Here is a 20,026-nt window from a genome sequence, read left to right on the forward strand (position 1 = left end):
CCTCGCAATGCGCTACACACCCACTGCCCTGCTCCTCGTCCTGGCCAGTACCACTGCCCTGGCCGATGGCGACCTCATGTCCCGCAGCACCCTGACCGGCGACTGGGGTGGCCTGCGCCACCAGCTCGAAGACGACGGCATCAAGTTCACCGGCGACTACAGCGGTGAAACCGCCTACAACGCCCACGGTGGCCTGCACCGCTCGGCCCGCTACTCGCAGAACCTCAAGCTGGGTGTGCAGTTCGATCTGTCGAAGCTGTACGGCCTAAACAACGGTGGCAAAGTCCAGCTCACCCTCAACGACCGCCGCGGCAACAGCGCCTCGGAAGACCTGGTGGGCAACCGCCTGCCCATCCAGGAAAACTACGGCGGCCTGTACACCCGCCTGACCGAGCTGAGCTACGAGCGCACGCTGTTTACCAAAGCGCTCAACGTCAAGATCGGCTACATGGCCATGGGCAACGACCTCGGCGGCCTGGACAGCGGCATCCTGTGCAACTTCATGAACGCCGGCTTCTGTGGCCACCCGCTGAACATGTCCGGGGGCAGTGGCTGGACCAATTACCCCAACGCTCACCTGGGTGCCCGCGTGAAGTACGACCTGTCACCGTCCTGGCAGCTACGCGTGGCAGCGTTCAACGTCGACCCGTCGAGCAACGGCAATTCAAGCCGCGCCTGGCACCTGGGGCCCAAGCACACCACCGGGACCGTTGTGCCCGTGGAGCTGGTGTACAAGCTGCAAGGTGAACTGCCGGGCGAATACAAGCTGGGCTACTACTACGACAGCTCCGACGTGAAACGCATCGGCAGCGACAAGGAGGTGTCTGGCCGTGGCGGCCATTACCTGCTGATCGACCAGGCGGTATGGGCCGATGAACGCTCGCCGGGGCGCAGCCTGCATGCGTTCGGTCAGTACTCAGCGTCGAGCAAGGCAGCCTCGCCTTTCACCAAGTGGTACGGTGCCGGCGTGGTGCTGTACAAACCGTTCGAAGGCCGCCCTCGCGATACCGTGGCGCTGGGCTATGGCCGCGCCGTGCCGAACCCGCGCAGCCGCGACGTGCTGGAAGACGCAGCCTTCGATGCCGGGCAGTCGTTCCCGGATATCGACAGCGCCGAGCAGTTGATCGAGCTGAGCTATGGCTACCAGGCCACGCCCTGGCTGAACCTGCGCCCAGATGTGCAGTACATCATCGAGCCGGGCGCATTCTCCGGGAAGGCCATCGACAACGCGCTGGTGGTGGGGCTGCAGGTCAAGGCGACCTTCTAAGCTTGAGGGCCGCCTGGCGGCCCGTTCGCGGGGGCGGTTTGCCCCGCGACGCAGCCACCGCAATCAACCTTCCCGCAGGTAATCCACCAGCCGCAATAGCATCGCGTCACACCCCTGCAACTGCTCGACACTGACGAATTCATCCGGCTTATGGCCCTGCTCCATGCTCCCAGGCCCACAGACCACGGTGGGAATACCCGCCTGATCGAACAACCCGCCTTCGGTACCAAACGCTACGGTGCCGAACGCATTCGAACCACTGAGCAAGGCCACCAGGCGTGCAGCCTCGCTGTCGGCCGGCGTGGCCAACCCAGGGTAGGCGCTCAGGGGCTGCAGGCGAATCGCACTGGCGGCGTTGACCTTGCGCATGCGGGGCAGCAACTCGGCTTCGGCATAGGCCTGCAACTGATCGGCCACCGACTGCGCCTCGAAGCCTGGTAACGCCCGCACCTCGAAGTCGAACGCACACTCCTCGGGCACAATGTTCAACGCCCTGCCGCCCTTGATCACCCCCGTCTGCACGGTGGAGAACGGCGGGTCGAAGCGCTCGTCATGGCGTTCAGGCAAGGCCAGGGCATCACCGATCTCGCCCAACTTGCCGATCAGCCGGGCGGCATACTCAATGGCATTGACCCCATACGGCGCATACGCCGAGTGGCAAGCCGCGCCGTGCACCTCGCAGCGCATCGCCAACTTACCCTTGTGGCCCAGTACCGGCTTGAGCTCTGTGGGCTCGCCAATCAGGCACAAACGTGGCTTGTGCGGGCGCTGCTCGAGCGCCGCCAGCATCGAGCGCACGCCCAGGCAGCCGACCTCTTCGTCATAGGAAAACGCCAAGTGCACCGGGATCCGCAACGGCTGCGCTAGAAACGCCGGTACGGCCGCCAGCACGGAGGCGATGAACCCCTTCATGTCCGCCGTGCCACGGCCATACAGACGCCCGTCACGCTCACTCAGGGCAAAGGGTGGGACCGTCCAGGCCTGGCCGTCCACCGGCACCACGTCGGTGTGCCCGGAGAGCACCACGCCGCCCATACCTGACGGCCCGATGGTGGCGAACAGATTCGCCTTGGTGCCTTCTGGGTTATGGAACAGCTCGCAGTCCACGCCCAGCCCGGCCAGGTAATCACGAATGAAGCCGATCAGTTGCAGGTTGGAGTCGCGGCTGACCGTGGCAAAACCGATCAGTTGCGCCAGCACGTCGCGGCTGCTGAACTCACTCATCCCCCGGCACCCCATAGCTGGGCGCCGTGGTGGGGTCCAGGGCGCGGGTGACGTAATCCTGCATCTGCGGGCGATATGCCTGCCACAAGCCATCGAGTACGCCGATCGGGTCTTCGTCGGCCCAGTCCACGCGCAGGTCCACCAGTGGCCAGGTCAGCTCGCCAGCGATCTTCAGCGCCGCCGAGTGCACCGGCCCCGCCTCACCGCCTGCTGCCATCGCCGCGTGCATGGCGGCCAGCAAGCGGTCGGCCAGGTGCCCGCCCGACTGCTCGAAGGCGTGCACCATGGCCTCGATTACCTGCACCGAGGACAGCAGGTTGCCCGCTGCCGCGCACTGTTCGCCGGCCACCGCGTTATGCACGCCCAGTGCCTCCTTGCCGGTAAACAGCGCCACCTGGCCGTTGCTGTCGATCACCGTGACCTGGCGGTACTCGCTCCAGCCATTGGCACTGAGCACCCGGTCCAGCGCCGCGGCAGGTGGCATCTGGCCCTGCTCCAGGGCATCGAGGATCTGTGGCCCGAGGGCGGGCAAGGTGATGTTCTGGGTGGACACGGCGCCGACGCCTGCACGTACCCACGGACAGCGAGCGCCCACAGCGATGCTCGAGGAGCTGATGGCGATACCGACCTGGCCGGTTTCCTGGCAGCGACCGATGATGGAGAAGGTCATGGGGAGGTTCCTGTTGTTCTGTACGGTTGCTGGCATTCTGGACAGAACCCTTTAGTGCGCGAAACCACCTTTTTCCTGTGCCTTGAGCAGGAAAAAACTAAGGCCGCGACGCGCCCCTGAAAATCCTCCCGAACCGCCCCCCACATTACGCCGCAAGCCTTTGATCACAGGGCCTTCGCCGTTTTATCGGCAAGTACTAGTTAAATACTAATTTCGCGATTTCCGGTGCATCCCTAGTCTGGCCCCAGGTAACGGCGGTCCTCCAAACCGACCTGACAAAAACCGCCTGAACAAGGGCTCGGACATGACACTGAACAACATCGAAATCGACACCCTCGTCGTCGGCGCCGGCCAGGCCGGCGTGGCCATGAGCGAACACCTGAGCAAGCTCGGGGTACCGCACCTGGTACTGGAACGCAAGCGTATCGCTGAAGCCTGGCGCACCGGCCGCTGGGACTCGCTGGTTGCCAACGGCCCGGTCTGGCATGACCGCTTCCCAGGCCTGGAATTCAACCTCGATGCCGACGCCTTCGCCGGCAAGGACCAGGTTGCCGACTACTTCGAGCAGTACGTACGCAAGTACAACCTGCCGGTGCGCACGGGCATCGAAGTGAAGCGCGTGGTGCGCAACGCCGACCGCCCAGGCTTCACCATCGAAACCAACGAAGGCGTGATCCGCGCCAACCGTGTGGTCGCCGCCACCGGCCCGTTCCAGCGCCCGGTGATCCCGGCCATCGCGCCCAAAGACGCCCACCTGCACCAGATCCACTCGGCGGCCTACTACAACCCCGAGCAGTTGCCCGAAGGCGCCGTGCTGGTGGTCGGTGCCGGCTCGTCGGGCGTGCAGATCGCCGAAGAACTGATGCGCGCCGGCCGTCAGGTTTACCTCTCAGTCGGCGCCCACGACCGCCCGCCACGTGCCTATCGCAACCGTGACTTCTGCTGGTGGCTGGGCGTGCTGGGCGAATGGGACGCGGAAATTGCCAAGCCCGGGCGGGAACACGTGACCATCGCCGTCAGTGGTGCCCGTGGTGGCCACACCGTGGACTTCCGCGCCCTCGCCCACCAGGGCATGACCCTGGTCGGCCTGACCCAGTCATTCGAAAACGGCGTGGCACGCTTTCAGGACAACCTGGCCGAAAACATCCAGCGTGGCGATGAAAACTACCTGGCACTGCTCGATGCGGCCGATGCCTACATCGAACGCAACGGCCTGGACCTGCCGCAAGAGCCCGAGGCACGCAAGCGCCTGCCGGACCCGGCGTGTGTCAGCAACCCGCTGCACGAACTGGACCTGGCCCAGGCAGGCGTGACCAGCATCATCTGGGCCACTGGCTACGGCGTGGACTTCAGCTGGCTGCAGGTCGACACCTTCGACGCCAACGGCAAACCCCAGCACCAGCGCGGCGTATCCCGTGAACCGGGCGTTTACTTCCTCGGCCTGCCCTGGTTGTCGCGCCGTGGTTCGTCGTTCATCTGGGGGGTATGGCACGACGCCAAACACGTCGCCGGCCACATCGCCACCCAGCGCACCTACCTGGCTTACCGCGATCGCGAACAGCGCGAAGCGGATGAGCAGCAAGCCCACTCGATCAGCAACGTCAGCACCCTCGGAGCCCACTGATGCCTACTCATACCCGCATCCGCATGTTCAACACCAAGGAAACCTACCCTAACCAGACCCTGGACAACGACCTGTGCCAGGCGGTGCGTGCCGGCAACACCATTTACGTGCGCGGCCAGGTCGGGACTGACTTCGAGGGCCGCCTGGTTGGCCTGGGCGATCCAAGGGCGCAGGCCGAGCAAGCGATGAAGAACGTCAAGCAACTGCTTGAAGAGGCCGGCTCCGACCTGTCGCACATCGTCAAGACCACCACCTACATCACTGACCCTCGCTTCCGTGAACCGGTGTACAAGGAAGTGGGCAAGTGGCTCAAGGGTGTCTACCCGATCTCCACCGGCCTGGTGGTGGCAGGCCTGGCTCAGCCCGAGTGGCTGATGGAAATCGACGTGATTGCAGTAGTCCCGGATCAGCAGTGATTCAGTGATACGAACTGGGGCCGCACGTGCGGCCCCAATCGATTCATAGCCTGGCCAACTCTTCCCGGCAAAAGTCCACGAACAATTGCGCCGGCTTGGTCAGTTGCACCCGCTTGAGCCGCGCCGCCGCCAGCCCCGACAATGCCACCGGTTCGGCGATGTCCACCGTCACCAGCCGCTGCCCGTCATACGTGCATTCCGAATGCGGCCGGGTCACCAGCAGCGAAAAGCCAAAGCCCTGGCCCACCATCCCGCGCACCATCTCGATCGACGGCGAACTGAAGACAATGTTCGGCGTCAGCCCCATCTCGTTGAACAGGCTGACGAAGTACGTGCGGCTGGGCGCGACGTCCAGCAGGATCATCGGCTCCGGGCACAGATCACGCAGCGACACCTGCGCCTGGCCAGCGAAGCGATGCTTTTCCGGGAGCAATACATAGGGCTTCTGCGGCGGCATCAAGGGTTCGGCTTCGATGGTACCGTCAAGGTCGTGGTCGTACAGAAACGCCAGGTCGAACGTACCGGCCGTCAAGCCCTGGATCAGGTCCTGCTGTTCCCCGTCGCGCAGGCGAATGTCCACCCCTGGGTAGCGCTCGCGAAAACCGGCGATCAGGCGTGGCAGGTACAGCGGTGCCACTGTCTCGAAGCACCCGATGTCGATCTGCCCGGCGACGGTGTCGTTGTCGGCCAGTGCGTTCTGCTCGAACTCGTGGGCCATCTGCAACAGCGACTTGGTCTTGGCGTAGAAACGCTTGCCGCTGGGGGTCAGCGACACACCCTGGGCATGGTGGCGAATGAACAGCTGCACACCGAAGCTTTCCTCCAGGCTCTTGATCGCCGTGGAGATCGACGGCTGGGCGATGTACAGCTGCCGCGAGGCCTCGGCAACGCTGCCGGCCTCGACGGTGGTGACGAAGTACTTGAGTTGTCGCAAGGTATAGGAAGCCACAGGCACCTCTCTGGCGCCAGTCAGACGCCTTTGGAATTATCCTGCCACTTTACCTTGGCGCCGCACATGCAGGCTGCCGGGTGATAAAGGATTTGCCTAAGGCTTGAGCATATTTTTGCGCGGCCCGCTCAGGCGCCGATGAAGTTCACCCCTCGCGCCCCCGCAATGCCTGGGCCACAGGCGTAGCCAGCTGGTGAATCAGGGCCAGAGCGTCTTTACTGAACACTAACGACCCGCAGGAACGGTGTGCGCCTATGAAGATCGTTGTCACCAGCATCCTCGTCGACGACCAGGCCAAGGCCCTGGCTTTCTACCATTACGTGCTCGGCTTCGAGCCCAAGGACGATATCCCCTTGGGCCAGCATCGCTGGCTCACCCTCACCTCGCCCAACGACCCCAACGGTGTGCAACTGATACTGGAACCCGATGCGCACCCCGCGGCCAAGACCTACAAGGCAGCCCTTAAGCAGGACGGCATTGCGGTGACGTCTTTCGGCGTGCGCGACATTCACGCTGAATACACGCGGCTGTGCAAGGCCGGGGTAACCTTCACCAAGCCGCCCACCGACATCGGGCCAGCCACCATCGCGGTGTTCGACGATACCTGCGGCAACCTGATCCAGCTCGCCCAGAAGCATTGAGCAAGACCTGTGGCAGGCCAGGTATGCATTCGCTACATTGGCTGCTGTTCCCCGTGCGCTACAACAAGGAAAACCAATGCGCCACGAATTCAGCGAAGTGCTCAACGACCTGATCGACTATTTCCTGGTCGGCGACATCCAGTTGCTTGATCGCTTCAAGCATGACCACCAGTTGCCTGACGACTTGGCTAGCGCATTTACCCGCACCGACATCGGCGACCAGGCAGTGCGTGAGGGCATCGTCATTCCCTTGGCCGGGGTCGACAACCTGCCCTATCACATCCTCTTCACCCTCGATGGCCATCCGCCGGCCTTGCTCGAGCCAGGCAGCCGCCTCAAGCACCGGCGCAGCGGCTATGTGCTGCAGGTCGAGCATGGTGCAGTCATGCTCTATACCTGGCGCATCCTGCAGCACTTCACCAACAAGACGCTGGGCGACCTGCTGGCCCGCTACCAGGTGCCAGGGCGGCCCATCATCGAGCTGGACAACGGCTGGTATGACGTCGAGGTATTGGCCGGCGCATTGGTGCGCGACGGGTTGTACGAGCCAGCGTTCGAGTTCGTACTGACCAGGCGCTGGAGCCGAGGTGAGGCCAGCGAAGTGGATATCAGCTACCCGTTCACCCTGCGTGGGTACTTCGACTGATCGTCCTGGCAGTACCGGCGCTCATGCCGGTACTGCCGGCCTCGGGCTCAGGTGATATCCCGGTCCTTGGTCTCGGGCAGGAAGCAGATGCCCAGCACTGCCGTCATCAGCGCAATCACGATCGGGTACCACAACCCATAGTAGATATCCCCGGTCGCCGCCACCATGGCAAACGCCACGGTCGGCAGGAAGCCGCCGAACCACCCATTGCCGATGTGATACGGCAACGACATCGAGGTGTAGCGGATGCGGGCGGGGAACAGCTCAACCAGCCAGGCGGCGATCGGCCCGTAGACCATGGTCACGTAGATCACCAGGATGGTCAGTAGCAACAGCACCATCGGGTAGTGGATTTTCGCCGGGTCGGCCTTCTCGGGGTAGCCGGCCTCCTTCAAGGCGCCGCCTAAGGTCGCGGTAAAGGCATCGTTCTGGACCTTGAAATCCGCTGCCGGCAGGCTGCTGCCGTCAAAGCTTGGCAGCACCCGCTCGCCGATACGGATCTGGGTCAACGTGCCAGGTGCGGCCTTTTCGTTCTCGTACGGGATCGCCCGCTTGGCCAGCAGGCTCTTGGCGATATCACAGGAACTGGTGAATTTGGCCTTGCCCACCGGGTCGAACTGGAAGGCGCACTGGCCAGGGTCGGCCACCACCACGACCGGGTTCTGCTCCTGGGCGACGAACACGTCAGGGTTGCCGTACTCGGTCAGCGCCTTGAAGATCGGGAAGTAGGTCAGCGCGGCAATGATGCAGCCGGCCATGATGATCTTCTTGCGCCCGATGCGGTCGGACAGGCTGCCGAAGATGATGAAGAACGGCGTGCCGATCAGCAGCGAGCCGGCAATCAGCAGGTTGGCCGTCTGCGGGTCGATCTTCAGTGTCTGCAACAGGAAGAACAGCGCATAGAACTGCCCGGTGTACCACACCACCGCCTGGCCGGCGGTGCCGCCAAGCAACGACATGATCACCACCTTGAGGTTTTCCCAGCGGGCGAACGACTCGGTCAATGGCGCTTTGGAAGACTTGCCCTCCGCCTTCATCTTCATGAATACCGGCGATTCGTTGAGTTGCATGCGGATGTACACCGAGATTGCCAGCAACAGGATCGACAGCAGGAATGGAAGACGCCAGCCCCAGGCCTCGAACGCCTCGGTACCCATTGCCGTCCGGCAGGCCAGGATCACCAGCAGCGACAGGAACAGCCCCAGTGTCGCGGTGGTCTGGATCCAGGCGGTGAAAAAGCCTCGCCGCCCTTTCGGCGCGTGCTCGGCCACGTAGGTCGCCGCGCCGCCGTATTCACCACCCAGGGCCAGCCCCTGCAGCAGGCGCAGGGTGATGAGAATGACCGGCGCCGCCACGCCAATCGTTGTGTAGCTGGGCAGCAGCCCCACCAGCGCCGTGGACAGGCCCATGATGACGATCGTGATCAGGAAGGTGTGCTTACGCCCGATCATGTCGCCCAGGCGGCCGAACACGATGGCACCGAATGGCCTTACGGCAAAGCCCGCCGCAAAGGCCAGCAGGGCAAAGATGAACGCGGTGGTGTCATTGACGCCGGCAAAGAAATGCTTGGCGATGATCGCCGCCAGCGACCCGTAGAGGTAAAAGTCATACCATTCGAACACGGTGCCCAGGGAGGAAGCAAAGATGACCTTGCGCTCCTCCTTGGTGATACCCCGTTGGGGCGCGCTACTGCCCGTGGATGCGCTGTCGAGAACCGCCATGGGTTGCCTCCGTCTTGTCGTTTTCGCAGGCCGGAGTACCTCACACCCACTTCACCGTCGCACCCCAGGCCCTAGGGCTTGCATTGGTTGCGCGAAGCACGACGAGACGGGCCGCCTCGGATCGCAGCAAGGTATTTGAAGCATAATCGGCTTTGCGCAGATATCCACCTGCCAGCACGGTGCCCCGCAAAAACCCTCACGGCACCGGCGCAGCAGCCACCGGTCCCTTGAGTTCGACCTGGTTGCCATCAGGGTCGTAGCAATACAGCGAAAGCCCCTCGCCCTCGGCGCCATACCGTTTTTCGGCAGGCTCCACGCTCACGCCTGCCCCTTGCAGGTAGGCCGTCAGCACCTGCTCATCGAAGGGCTCGATGCGCAGGCAGAAGTGATGCAGGTTACGCCCTTCAGCCCCAGGCGCAGCGCCACCCGGGCGCCCCAGTGGCCCCTCAAGGGTCACCAGGTCGATCATTGCCGTGCCCGTCGCCAGATGGACCATGCCCAGGTCCTCGCGCGTTCTACTGACCGTGCAGCCCAACAGGTCGCGGTAGAACGCCACGCTGCGCTGCAGGTCGCTGACCCGCAGGACCAGGTGGTCGATGTGCTTGATGGCGAACGGTCGCATGCCTGTGCTCCTTGAGGCCGTTACCCTGAGGGCGTTCACCACCATAGCCCACCCGCCGACAGGCTGACCACCCCCGCTATTCGTTTACCGAACGCAGCTGCAGGCCGTTCTCGTGGCGGGCGAGAATGCGCAGCACTTGATCGACCAGTGCCCGGTCCGGTGCCTCCAGGTGAAAGTGATGCCCCCCGGGGTGCCAGGACACCCGCGCGTGGCTGGGCAAAGCCGCCTCGCGCAGCCCGAAGCCCCCGGCTGCATAGGCCCCCTGCCTGCCGAACATCAGGTACAGCGGGCAGTGGATTTCGCTCAGCAGCTCGCATGCCTCGCGTTCGGTCAAGGGCATGGGCTCGGGCAATACCAGGCGCGGGTCATGCCGCCAGCAGTAGCCTTCCTCCAGGGGCAGCAGGTCGCGCAGGGCCAACAGCCGCGCAGCGGCACCCGAAAGCTCGCCATCCAGGCGCTTGCGGCGCTGTTCCAGCGCGGTTTCGAGGTTGTCGAAGCGGCTGCTTTCGGGCTCGGCAAACCCTTGCAGTTGGCTGCGCCGGACCATGCGCTTGAGCCGATAGGCGCGGGCCAGGTGCTGCACCCGGTCATCTTCGGCCACGGTGAACGGTGCCCCCATGCCGTCGAGAAAAATCATGCTGGCGATACCACTGGTCATGGCAGCCAGCAGCGAGGCAATGCCGCTGCCCATGCCATGGGCCAGCACGTGAAACCGCGCCAGCCCCAGGCTTTCGGCTACCGCGAGCATGTCTTCGGCATGCTCCCAGAGGTAGTAGCCGCTGTCCTGGCGACGGTGCTCGGAGCGCCCGTGGCCTACCAGGTCCGGGGCGACCACGAAGCAGCCGTCGAGCAGCGGCCCCAAGCGGTCGAACGACGCTGCATTGTCGAGCCAACCGTGCAACGCCAACACCGGGATGCCGTCTTCCGGCCCCCAGGTACGTATCGCTATTTCAACACCGTCTAGGTCAAGCAGATGATCCTTGGGACTGCACTGCGAGCGCATCGAAGTTCTCCCTGGCTGAAGCCTGGCGCCATGCCTGCAGTACACCATCGCCCAGCAGGCCGTGCCCTGCTGGCCTCGCACCGACCCACGCATGCACGAGACCGACCCGGGCAACGGCCTTCTGCCACCATCGCCCTGCGGTCACTGCCCTCGCTGGTCCTCGAAGAAGGCCTGCCGGCCATCCACCTGGCTGGAAGCCCGTGGCGCGGCTGCCGCCTCGCCGTTGGCGGCCTCCACATGCCAGTAGCAGTGGCTCACGGCCCGAGTCACGGCCACGTAGGCCAGGCGTTGCACCTCTTCTTTCTGTGCCGTGTCGAACGGCTGCGCATCGCCGGCACGACCCAGGCCGGCCAGGCGATAGACCTGGTTCTTGTACGGGGAACTGGTCACGTAATGGCAATCACCCAACATGAACACGGCATCGGCCTGCAGGCCTTTGGCGCTGTGGTAGGTCAGCTGGCGCAGGCGCCGCTGCTCTGCAGGCAACTGCGCCTCGGCCAGCAACACAGGCCGCAGGTGCTCATCCATCAGCGCCTTGTCGCTGCTCTTGCGGTACAGCATCATCACCGACTCACCACGCTGGTAATGCTCGACCAGGGTCTGGCCCAGGGCCGCTTCATCGCGGTCGAACACCTTGACCGGCACGCCGGGCAACTCGGCCGCGGGGCCTGCCGCGCGGGCCTTCTTGCCGGCAATCGCCGGTGCACCCTTGACCAGGTGCTCGGCGGCATCGATCACCTGTTGCTGGCAGCGGTAGTTGTCGACCAGCATGACTCGGGTATTGGCCGGTGACGGGAACGCCTTGGTGAACTCCATGAAATACGTTGGCGAACTGCCCCGCCAACCATAGATCGATTGCCAATCGTCGCCCACGCACAGCAGCGACGAATGCTGGGCGTTGCGCCCGGTGTGCATGGTCGGCCCACGCCGGCGAATCTCGGCCAGGCTGGCGCGCAGCCAACTGACGATCTGCGGCGAGACGTCCTGGAACTCATCGATCATCAGGTGGGCCAGCGGTCGCAGCAACGGATCAGGCAGCAGTTGCAGGTTTTCTGGGTTGTTCTCGCCGAACAGGGCGAACATGCGGTTGTAGCTCATCACCGGCGGCGACTGGGCCAACAGGTGCGCCTCCAGCGCTTTCCAGTACAAGGCCAGCGCCTCGAAGAACAGGGCGTCGCTGTCACCCGACGGGAAGCTCATCGCCGCCACGGCGCGGTTCACGTCCAGGCCAAGGTTCTCGATGAAGTTGGCGGCGCCGACGAAGGCGTCGAGCAGCGGTGCCGGGGCAAGCTCCCCTTTGACCTTGTATTCGAAGCCGGGGCCGGCCACCGCATCCCCTGCCAGCGACGCCGCCAGGCGCCGCGCCATGCCGTAGTTATCGAGCCAGATCAGCGGCTTGTCGCAGAACGCCTGCAACAACGTGCGCTTGACGGCCCATTCGGCGCGTACCGCCAGTTTGGCGCCTGGGCGTTGGTACTGCGCACTTTCCGAAGGGTCAAAGCCGAGCACCACCCACGCACCCAGACCTTCCAGCCGACCATGCACATGGAAGCGGCTGCCACGGATCTCCAGCGTTTCACGGCAGGGCTCGATCCCCTTGATTGGCCACGCGCCAGCCGCGAACCACAAGTCTTCGATCACATCGCACAGTTCTTCGTCACGCTGAGCCGCCAGTTGCGTCACCTGCACACGCTTCTGCACGTCAGGATGGTCCGGATCCAGAGGTTTGAGCTGCAGGGCTTCGCGGCGCAGAAGCGCGACGATTTCGGCAAAGCGAGGGTTGTCGGCCAGCAACCCGCTGTAGCAGAGATTGAGGTGCTGGCGCTGGGCGTCGTTCAGGCGCAGGTCGAACGGGTTGCTTTCAGTGTCCGCTTCGCGGCCAGCCGGCATCTCGTTACCCAGGTTCTCGAACGCACGTACCTGGGCAAAGCCCGGCAAGCTGCGCACCAGCGGTAGGATGCGCGAATGGAAGGTACGCACCAGCTCGCGGGCGCGAGCCGGTTGCAGGTCGAGTTGCCACAGCGCGAAGACCTGCACCAGGCGCTTGATGAAGTCCTTGCGTGACTCCCGGGTGAAGGTGACCACGGTCATCGCATCCAGCTCGTAGCCCAGATAATGACGCAGCAGCAGGATACGCAGCACCAGCGAGGTGGACTTGCCCGCCCCTGCGCCCGCCACCACGCAGGTCGAAGGCGTGTCGCTGAAAATCAGCTTCCACTGTGCCGGGCTGGGTTGGGCCTGGGCAGGAAGGCGCTGGGCGACGTCCGCCTTGAAGCGCTTTTTCAGCTCGGCGCTGAGCGGCAGACGCCAATCATCGAACAGCCTGTCGTCCTGGCCAGGCACGGCGGTACTGTCGGGGCGTGCGTCGCGAATCACCAGCACTTGGCGCCCCGCTTCATAACCTTCAACCCGCCCCCGTTCAAAGCCTTCGCGCAGGCCATCGGCATGGCCGCTACGCTGGCCCGTGGCATGGCCAAGGAACCAGGAGTCGCGGTGCTGCGCCTGCAGATGAGTCAAGCCTCTGCCCAGCAGGCGCGCCGCCAGGCGGCGAAACCAGGGTAACTGGGCAGGCGGGGTCAGGTCGGCGGGGGCCTGGGGTTGCTCGTGGGCCACGGTTACTCCGTTGAAAATCGAATCAGCGGCCATGTTCGCCGCATCGACAAAAAATGGCCAGCGAATGCTTGCAGATCAGCAGATTAGGCGATGAATCGCATAATTCACTTCCCATTATTAAATCGATTTAACCGATCATAATAAGCCGATATTTACGCTTATTTTCGATGTTTCTTTGCCGCATCATGGTGCCATTCCACTGATTCAAGGAGCACGACCATGCTGCAACTGCGACCCTTCGAAAGCCTTGGCCATGCCAATCACGGCTGGCTCGACGCCCACCACCATTTCTCCTTTGCCGAGTACCACGACCCTGCGCGTATGCATTGGGGCAACCTGCGGGTATGGAACGATGACCTGATCGCCGCCGGCAGCGGTTTTGCGCCGCACCCGCACCGCGACATGGAAATCATCACCTATGTGCGTGAAGGCGCCATCACCCACCAGGACAGCCTGGGCAACAAGGGCCGTACCGAAGCAGGTGATGTGCAGGTGATGAGTGCCGGCAGCGGCATCGTGCACAGCGAATACAACCTGGAGGCAATCGACACGCGCATTTTCCAGATCTGGATCGTGCCGGAGCGGGTTGGCGATGCACCGTCGTGGGGCTCGCGCCCTTTCCCCAACGGTGAACGCGGCGAAGGCTTCGTGACCCTGGCCAGTGGTCGGGCGGGTGATGAGCAGAGCTTGCAGATCCGCACCGATGCGCGCCTGGTGGCAGCTACCTTGAAGGCGGGTGAAACGGCTGAGTACCGCTTCGATGCCGGGCGCCGGGGTTATCTGGTGCCGGCCAAGGGGCTGGTGGAGGTCAACGGTTTGCGGGCCAAAGGCCGGGACGGTGTAGCGATCGAGCAGGAAGAGGTACTGCGGGTAACCGCCATCGAAGACAGCGAGATCGTGCTGGTCGATGTGGCATGAGTGTCCTGGGGCTGCCGTGCAGCCCCGGTCCACTGATCAATCAGGCAATTGCGGCATCCACCAACACTTGCGCTTCCGCCACCAGGCGCTGCAGGTGCGCTTCATCGATGAAGCTCTCGGCATAGATCTTGTAGATGTCCTCGGTGCCCGAGGGCCGCGCGGCAAACCAGCCATTGGCGGTCATTACCTTCAGCCCGCCGATGGCCTGGCCATTACCCGGCGCGTGGCTCAGGATCTGGACGATGGGCTCGCCGGCCAGTTCGGTCGACTTGACTTGCTCCGGCGCCAGCTTGCTCAACAACGCCTTCTGCCGTGGATCAGCCTTGGCTTCGACCCGCGTCGCGAATGGCTTGCCCAGTGCCGCGGTGAGGTCGGCATAGGCCTGGCTCGGGTTGCGGCCGGTACGGGCGGTCATTTCGGCAGCCAGCAACGCCGGGATCAGGCCGTCCTTGTCGGTGGCCCAGACCGAGCCGTCCTTGCGCAAGAAAGAAGCCCCCGCGCTCTCTTCACCGCCAAAGCCCAGCGAGCCGTCGAACAGGCCCTGGGCAAAGTACTTGAAGCCCACCGGCACTTCATACAATGTGCGGCCCAGACGCTCGGTGACACGGTCGATCAGGCCGCTGGACACCACGGTCTTGCCCACGGCAGCATCACTGCGCCAGTGCGGGCGGTGGCGGTACAGGTAGTCGATGGCCACCGCCAGGTAGTTGTTCGGTTGCAGCAAGCCATCGGCGGTGACGATGCCGTGGCGGTCATGGTCCGGGTCGCAGGCAAAGGCCACGTCGAAACGCTCCCGCAGGCCAATCAGGCCCTGCATGGCAAAGGGCGAGGAAGGGTCCATGCGGATCTGGCCATCCCAGTCGACGGTCATGAACCGGAAGGTCGGGTCGACCTCGGTGTTGACCACCTCCAGGTTGAGTTTGTAGTGCTCGGCGATTGCCGACCAATAGCGCACACCGGCACCGCCCAGCGGATCGACACCCAGGCGCAGGTTGGCGCTGCGGATGACGTCGAAGTCGATGACATTTTCCAAGTCAGCGACGTAGTGGCGGATGTAGTCGTGGCGGTGCGTGGTGGGCGCCTGCAACGCTTGCGCGTGGGGCATGCGCTTGACGCCAGCAAGGTCTGCAGCCAGCAGCTCGTTGGCCTTGGCCTCGACCCACTTGGTCACGTCGCTGTCTGCCGGGCCGCCATTGGGTGGGTTGTACTTGAAACCACCGCTCTGCGGCGGGTTGTGCGACGGGGTGATGACGATGCCGTCAGCCAGGCCGTTTTCACGGCCGCGGTTGTAGCACAGGATGGCGTGGGACACTGCCGGAGTCGGCGTGTACTCATCGTCCTTGGACAGCATTACCTGCACGCCGTTGGCAGCCAGTACTTCCAGTGCGCTGGCCGCAGCCGGCGTAGACAGCGCGTGGGTGTCGGCCCCCACGAACAGCGGGCCGTCGATGCCCTTCTCCTGGCGGTACAGGCAAATGGCTTGGGTAATCGCCAGCACATGGTCTTCGTTGAAGCTCAGGTCGAACGAGCTGCCCCGGTGCCCCGAAGTGCCGAAGGCCACGCGCTGGGCCGCCACGGCGGCGTCTGGGCGGCCGGTATAGTAAGCGGTGAGCAGGCGGGGAATATCGACCAGCACGCTGGCCGGAGCCGGCTTGCCTGCCAAAGGACTGAGCGTCATGCAAAAACCTCGAGTTCAACGAATGTGGGTGTTGGAACACGCAGTGTACTGGGAGTTGCAAAGCGACGCGATGACCCTGCCAAGGATTATCCGCCAGCCGTCCGCCACCAGGTGGGAAACATCTGCTGCACCCGTGGATCGGCGAAGCGTTCGTCGATCAGTACCAGCACACCCCGGTCATGGTCGCCACGAATGACCCGCCCCGCCGCCTGGATCACTTTGCGTACGCCGGGGTACAGGTAGGCGTAGTCGAAACCAGCGCCAAACTGTCGCCCCAGGCGCTGCTTGAACTGTTCGTTGACCGGGTTGACCTGGGGCAGCCCGAGGGTGGCGACGAACGCGCCGATCAGACGCGTGCCTGGCAAATCGACCCCCTCGCCAAAGGCGCCGCCGAGCACGGCAAACCCTACGCCCTGCCCGTGCGCCACGAAGCGCGCAAGAAATGCCTGGCGGGCCTCTTCGTCCATCCCCGGTGCCTGGGCCCACAGCGGCACATCAGGATGGCGCTCGGCCAAAAGACCTGCCACCTGCTGCAGGTACTCGAAGCTACTGAAGAACGCCAGGTAGTTACCAGGCTGGCGCTGGTACTGTTCGGCGATCAGCGCAACGATAGGTGTCAGCGACGCCTGGCGCTCGCGATAGCGGGTCGAGACGTCGCTGGCGATGCGCACCTCGAGCTGCTCGGCGCGAAACGGCGCCGCCACGTCGAGCCAGGCTGTATCTGCCGGCATACCAAGCAGGTCGGTATAGAAATGCCGCGGGCTCAGCGTAGCGGAAAACAGCGTTACGCTGCGTGCGGCCTGCATGCGCGGGCCAAGCAAGCGCGCCGGGGTGACGTTGCGCAGGCACAGGTTGGCCAGGCGCCGTTTGCGGGGCCCCTCGCGCACGCTCACATCGAACAGGAAATGGTCGTCGAACAGCTCGGCCACCCGGCTGAACTGCAACGCCTGGTAGAAGAACTGCAACACCTGCCCATCCACCTGTGCAGGCGCTTCGTTCAGGCGCTCCTGGATGAGCCCGATGCAGTGCTGCAACGTCCGCAAAAAGGTACCCGGCAACAGTTCACTGGCCTGGTAAGGCCCTCGCTGCTCCTTGTACAGGGCATTCCACTGGCGGTTCAACCGATCCAGCGCGCTGACCAACCCTGTCGGCTTGCTCTGGCGCAGCGCCAGCAGTTGGCCCTGATCGAGGCTGGCGCTGTACATGCCACGGCCACGCTCCACCAGGTTGTGCGCTTCGTCCACCAGCACTGCAACCCGCCACTGGTTCGCCTGGGTCAGGCCGAACAGCAGGGCGTGGGCGTCGAAGTAATAGTTGTAGTCGGCCACCAGTACATCCACCCAGCGGGCCATTTCCTGGCCGAGGTAGTACGGGCAGACCTGATGCGCCAAGGCCACGTCGCGCAGCGTGGCGCGGTCCAGCAGTGGCAATTGCGCAGCCGCTTCGCGCGCAGCGGGCAAGCGGTCGTAGAAGCCCTGTGCCAAGGGGCAGGCTTCGCCATGGCAGGCCTTGTCCGGGTGTTCACAGGCCTTGTCCCGCGCAATCAGTTCCAAGGTGCGCAAGGCCGGCTGTGGCTCGGCCTCGGTGATCTGGCGCAGCGCATCCAGGGCCAGTGCCCGGCCTGGGGTTTTGGCCGTGAGGAAGAACAACTTGTCGAGTTGTTGCGGCACCATGGCTTTAAGCAGCGGGAACAACGTGCCCAGGGTCTTGCCAATTCCCGTGCTGGCCTGGGCCATCAGGCAGCGCCCGGTGCTCACGGCTTTGTACAAGGTTTCTGCCAGTTGCCGCTGGCCTTGACGAAACTGCGGGTAGGGAAAGCCCAGTGTCTGCAGCCCACGGTTTCGCTCGGCCAGGCGCCGTTCCTGGGCCTGGGCCCAGGCCACAAAGCGTTGGCACTGGGTTTCGAAGAAAGCTTGCAGCTCGCTGGCGTCGTAGTGTTGGCTGATCAGCGTCTGGCTGTCGTTGTCCACATCCAAGTACACCAGCGCCACCTCGATGGCCGGCAACTGTCGCGCCTGGCACATCAGCCAGGCGTAGACCTTGGCCTGGGCCCAATGCAACTGGCGGTGGTTGGCCGGCTGGCGCGCGAGGTCGCCACGGTGGGTCTTGATCTCTTCCAGCCGATTGGCGGCAGGGTCATAACCATCGGCGCGCCCACGCACCAGCAGGCCCGGATAGTGGCCTTCGAGGGCGACCTCGGCCTCGTACCCAGCGGCACGCCGCGCCACGACGCGGCGATGGCCTGCTATGCCCTCCTGCGCTGTGGGCGACGGCGTAAAGCGCAGGTCCAGGTCACCGGCCTTGGCGCTGAACTCGCAGAGCGCGCGCACCGCCACCCGGTAGCTCACGCGGTTTCGTCCCAGCGCACATGGCACACCGCTACGGGCAAGCCATGCTCGGCGCAGAAGGCCAGCCAACGCAACTGGTTGTCTTGCAACCGATCACCCGGCCCCTTGACCTCGACCATGCGGTACTGGCCCTGCTCCGGCCAGAACTGAACCAGGTCCGGCATGCCTGCGCGGTTGTTGCGAATGTCCTGCAACAGGCGCAGGAAGCACTGCTTGAGGTGTGCAGGCGGCAGGCACGCCAGAGCTTGGGCAAGCAGGGCCTCGCTGAGCATCGGCCAAAACACGAAGGGCGATTGCAGGCCATGCTTGGCCGCATAGCAGTCGAGTATTGCCTGGCGATGGCTGCCGTCGTCGAGCCGACCCAGGCAGGCATCGAACTGCGCAGCGCGGCGCAACTGGAAATCGCTGTCGTGCAGGTCCTGGGGCGCCGCCTGGAAGGGGTTGAAGAATGCGCCGGGAACCGGGGCGAAAATCGCGTCCCAGCACAACAGGCCGAACAGGCTGTTGAACAGCGTATTCTCCACGTAGTGGACCTGCCCTCCCGCCTGCGCCAGGTGTTGCCGAACCGCCTCTTCCACACCCAGCGCAGCCTGCTCACGTGGCAGTTGCAGCTCGATCAGTTCAGGCACAGCGGCACGCCGCCGCCGCTGTACCGGCCCGCCCAGCTTGCGGGCCAGGCGCGGTAACATGCGCTGCAAGGCCTGCACTTCCAAGGCATTGGCAGGGGTTTCAGCCAGGTGCAGGGCCAGGGTATGGGCCTCTGCCCAGCGTTCGCTGCGCTCAAGCACACGCACCCGGCGAATACGGGCTTGCGCATGGCTGCTCTGGGCATACACCTCAAGCGCCAGTTCCCATTCGCCCGAGCGCTCGCATTGCTGCCCCAGGGCGAACAGCAGGCGCGCATGACGGCGGGCCAGCCAGGGGTTGTCGCTGCGCCACCCCGCCAGCGCGTCCAGGATCGACACCGGTGGCTCACCCCGTTCCAGACGCTCGGTACACTGATGCAACGCCATGGCCAGGTCGACCTCGATGCGCTGCTGCAGGGCCCGTGAGCCAGGGCTGAACGGCACTTGCTCGAAGCGCAGCAGGCCAAGGTCGGCAAGGACGAACTCCGACCAGTCCTGGTACAGGTTGCCAAAGAACAACAAGCGGATACGGTCGCATAACGGCTGCAGGCACCACTCTACGATTTGCACTGGGGCCTCGGCAAACCACTCGGATAACGGCCTGGGGGCCGGCGCCAGCGCCTGAAGTTGCTTGAACAGCTCGCCCTTGGCTAAACGAGGGCAGCTCAGTTGCTCGGCGAAACACCCGGCCAGCTCGTCCTTGCGCAGCAAGGCAAACAACTGCTCCAGGCTCAACTGAGCGGGCTCACGCACCCAGCCCAGCGCTTGCAGAGGCTGCAATGCGCGGTAGGTATCGCCGATTTCGGCATAGTCGAGGCGGTCGCTGCGAAACAGCTCACCCTTACGCATCACCATGCGCACCATCAACGCCTGGGCCGGTTGGGCAAGCGCTGCAAACGCATGGATGAAGGCAAGCTCCTGCGTATCCAGCAGGTCGGCGTAGCGTTGTTCGACCCACAGCAGGACCTGCCGAAAGTTATGCAGGTAGTACAGCGGGTCATCGACGGAATGGGCGATCACAAGACAAGTCGGGCGTAGAAATTAGACACTGTTTATACAT

16 protein-coding genes are annotated in these 20,026 nt (G+C 64.1%); 6 read left to right on the forward strand and 10 right to left on the reverse strand.

Annotation, left to right across the window (positions count from 1 at the left end; translation table 11 throughout):
• The first annotated feature begins 7 nt into the window (after window positions 1–7).
• Window positions 8–1,267: a carbohydrate porin gene (locus L6D80_RS03540; RefSeq protein ID WP_176514163.1), complete on the forward strand. Its 1,260-nt coding sequence runs from the start codon at window positions 8–10 to the stop codon at window positions 1,265–1,267.
• A gap of 63 nt (window positions 1,268–1,330) precedes the next feature.
• Here L6D80_RS03540 and argE read toward each other — a convergent pair whose 3' ends face one another.
• Together argE and L6D80_RS03550 are read right to left on the reverse strand one after the other, a co-directional pair.
• The gene (gene argE, locus L6D80_RS03545) at window positions 1,331–2,491 is read right to left on the reverse strand and encodes an acetylornithine deacetylase (RefSeq protein ID WP_176514165.1); all 1,161 of its coding nucleotides are present in this window, start codon (window positions 2,489–2,491) and stop codon (window positions 1,331–1,333) included.
• Window positions 2,484–3,161: a DUF1028 domain-containing protein gene (locus L6D80_RS03550; protein ID WP_054899665.1), complete on the reverse strand. Its 678-nt coding sequence runs from the start codon at window positions 3,159–3,161 to the stop codon at window positions 2,484–2,486. The genes argE and L6D80_RS03550 overlap by 8 nt, the downstream gene beginning before the upstream one ends.
• Window positions 3,162–3,465: 304 nt before the next feature.
• On the opposite strand from L6D80_RS03550, the gene L6D80_RS03555 reads away from it, so the two are divergent.
• Both L6D80_RS03555 and L6D80_RS03560 read left to right on the forward strand, forming a co-directional pair.
• Entirely contained in the window at window positions 3,466–4,785 is a 1,320-nt protein-coding gene (locus L6D80_RS03555; RefSeq protein WP_176514167.1) for a flavin-containing monooxygenase, read from the forward strand.
• Complete coding sequence (locus L6D80_RS03560) at window positions 4,785–5,201, forward strand: RidA family protein (RefSeq protein WP_054899667.1); 417 nt, start codon at window positions 4,785–4,787, stop codon at window positions 5,199–5,201. Before L6D80_RS03555 ends, L6D80_RS03560 begins: the two co-directional genes overlap by 1 nt.
• Before the next feature lie 43 nt (window positions 5,202–5,244).
• On the opposite strand, the gene L6D80_RS03565 is transcribed toward L6D80_RS03560, so the two are convergent.
• The gene (locus L6D80_RS03565; RefSeq protein WP_054899844.1) at window positions 5,245–6,150 is read right to left on the reverse strand and encodes a LysR family transcriptional regulator; all 906 of its coding nucleotides are present in this window, start codon (window positions 6,148–6,150) and stop codon (window positions 5,245–5,247) included.
• A 254-nt stretch (window positions 6,151–6,404) separates the two neighbouring features.
• Between L6D80_RS03565 and L6D80_RS03570 the strand changes: the two genes are divergently transcribed.
• Window positions 6,405–6,791: a VOC family protein gene (locus tag L6D80_RS03570; RefSeq protein WP_054899668.1), complete on the forward strand. Its 387-nt coding sequence runs from the start codon at window positions 6,405–6,407 to the stop codon at window positions 6,789–6,791.
• Window positions 6,792–6,867: 76 nt separating this feature from the next.
• Window positions 6,868–7,437, forward strand: a complete 570-nt coding sequence (locus L6D80_RS03575; protein WP_054899669.1) for a hypothetical protein — start codon at window positions 6,868–6,870, stop codon at window positions 7,435–7,437.
• A gap of 47 nt (window positions 7,438–7,484) precedes the next feature.
• Here L6D80_RS03575 and L6D80_RS03580 read toward each other — a convergent pair whose 3' ends face one another.
• The 4 genes from L6D80_RS03580 to L6D80_RS03595 form a co-directional block, all read right to left on the reverse strand.
• A complete protein-coding gene (locus tag L6D80_RS03580; RefSeq protein ID WP_176514168.1) occupies window positions 7,485–9,158 on the reverse strand; it encodes an MFS transporter in 1,674 nt (557 codons plus the stop codon).
• A 196-nt stretch (window positions 9,159–9,354) separates the two neighbouring features.
• Entirely contained in the window at window positions 9,355–9,780 is a 426-nt protein-coding gene (locus L6D80_RS03585) for a VOC family protein (protein ID WP_054899671.1), read from the reverse strand.
• Window positions 9,781–9,856: 76 nt separating this feature from the next.
• The gene (locus tag L6D80_RS03590) at window positions 9,857–10,783 is read right to left on the reverse strand and encodes an alpha/beta fold hydrolase (protein WP_176514170.1); all 927 of its coding nucleotides are present in this window, start codon (window positions 10,781–10,783) and stop codon (window positions 9,857–9,859) included.
• A gap of 141 nt (window positions 10,784–10,924) precedes the next feature.
• Complete coding sequence (locus L6D80_RS03595) at window positions 10,925–13,429, reverse strand: UvrD-helicase domain-containing protein (RefSeq protein WP_176514172.1); 2,505 nt, start codon at window positions 13,427–13,429, stop codon at window positions 10,925–10,927.
• Window positions 13,430–13,615: 186 nt separating this feature from the next.
• Between L6D80_RS03595 and L6D80_RS03600 the strand changes: the two genes are divergently transcribed.
• Window positions 13,616–14,314, forward strand: a complete 699-nt coding sequence (locus L6D80_RS03600; protein WP_054899674.1) for a pirin family protein — start codon at window positions 13,616–13,618, stop codon at window positions 14,312–14,314.
• A 40-nt stretch (window positions 14,315–14,354) separates the two neighbouring features.
• On the opposite strand, the gene pgm is transcribed toward L6D80_RS03600, so the two are convergent.
• The 3 genes from pgm to L6D80_RS03615 all read right to left on the reverse strand — a co-directional run bounded on the left by pgm (window position 14,355) and on the right by L6D80_RS03615 (window position 19,986).
• Window positions 14,355–15,992 (reverse strand): phosphoglucomutase (alpha-D-glucose-1,6-bisphosphate-dependent), encoded by a 1,638-nt coding sequence (gene pgm / locus L6D80_RS03605; RefSeq protein ID WP_176514174.1) that lies wholly within the window; start codon window positions 15,990–15,992, stop codon window positions 14,355–14,357.
• Between the two features lie 86 nt (window positions 15,993–16,078).
• Complete coding sequence (locus L6D80_RS03610) at window positions 16,079–18,340, reverse strand: ATP-dependent DNA helicase (protein WP_176514176.1); 2,262 nt, start codon at window positions 18,338–18,340, stop codon at window positions 16,079–16,081.
• A complete protein-coding gene (locus L6D80_RS03615) occupies window positions 18,337–19,986 on the reverse strand; it encodes a VRR-NUC domain-containing protein (protein ID WP_176514178.1) in 1,650 nt (549 codons plus the stop codon). Before L6D80_RS03615 ends, L6D80_RS03610 begins: the two co-directional genes overlap by 4 nt.
• Window positions 19,987–20,026: the final 40 nt, after the last annotated feature.

This window comes from Pseudomonas ceruminis, assembly GCF_021602025.1.
Lineage (GTDB): Bacteria > Pseudomonadota > Gammaproteobacteria > Pseudomonadales > Pseudomonadaceae > Aquipseudomonas > Aquipseudomonas ceruminis.

Bases quoted from the DNA above. Each gene is read 5' to 3' on its own strand.
- L6D80_RS03540 (WP_176514163.1), top strand. From the start codon at position 8: ATGCGCTACACACCCACTGCCCTGCTCCTCGTCCTGGCCAGTACCACT.
- argE (WP_176514165.1), bottom strand. From the start codon at position 2,491: ATGAGTGAGTTCAGCAGCCGCGACGTGCTGGCGCAACTGATCGGTTTT.
- L6D80_RS03550 (WP_054899665.1), bottom strand. From the start codon at position 3,161: ATGACCTTCTCCATCATCGGTCGCTGCCAGGAAACCGGCCAGGTCGGT.
- L6D80_RS03555 (WP_176514167.1), top strand. From the start codon at position 3,466: ATGACACTGAACAACATCGAAATCGACACCCTCGTCGTCGGCGCCGGC.
- L6D80_RS03560 (WP_054899667.1), top strand. From the start codon at position 4,785: ATGCCTACTCATACCCGCATCCGCATGTTCAACACCAAGGAAACCTAC.
- L6D80_RS03570 (WP_054899668.1), top strand. From the start codon at position 6,405: ATGAAGATCGTTGTCACCAGCATCCTCGTCGACGACCAGGCCAAGGCC.
- L6D80_RS03575 (WP_054899669.1), top strand. From the start codon at position 6,868: ATGCGCCACGAATTCAGCGAAGTGCTCAACGACCTGATCGACTATTTC.
- L6D80_RS03580 (WP_176514168.1), bottom strand. From the start codon at position 9,158: ATGGCGGTTCTCGACAGCGCATCCACGGGCAGTAGCGCGCCCCAACGG.
- L6D80_RS03585 (WP_054899671.1), bottom strand. From the start codon at position 9,780: ATGCGACCGTTCGCCATCAAGCACATCGACCACCTGGTCCTGCGGGTC.
- L6D80_RS03590 (WP_176514170.1), bottom strand. From the start codon at position 10,783: ATGCGCTCGCAGTGCAGTCCCAAGGATCATCTGCTTGACCTAGACGGT.
- L6D80_RS03595 (WP_176514172.1), bottom strand. From the start codon at position 13,429: ATGGCCGCTGATTCGATTTTCAACGGAGTAACCGTGGCCCACGAGCAA.
- L6D80_RS03600 (WP_054899674.1), top strand. From the start codon at position 13,616: ATGCTGCAACTGCGACCCTTCGAAAGCCTTGGCCATGCCAATCACGGC.
- pgm (WP_176514174.1), bottom strand. From the start codon at position 15,992: ATGACGCTCAGTCCTTTGGCAGGCAAGCCGGCTCCGGCCAGCGTGCTG.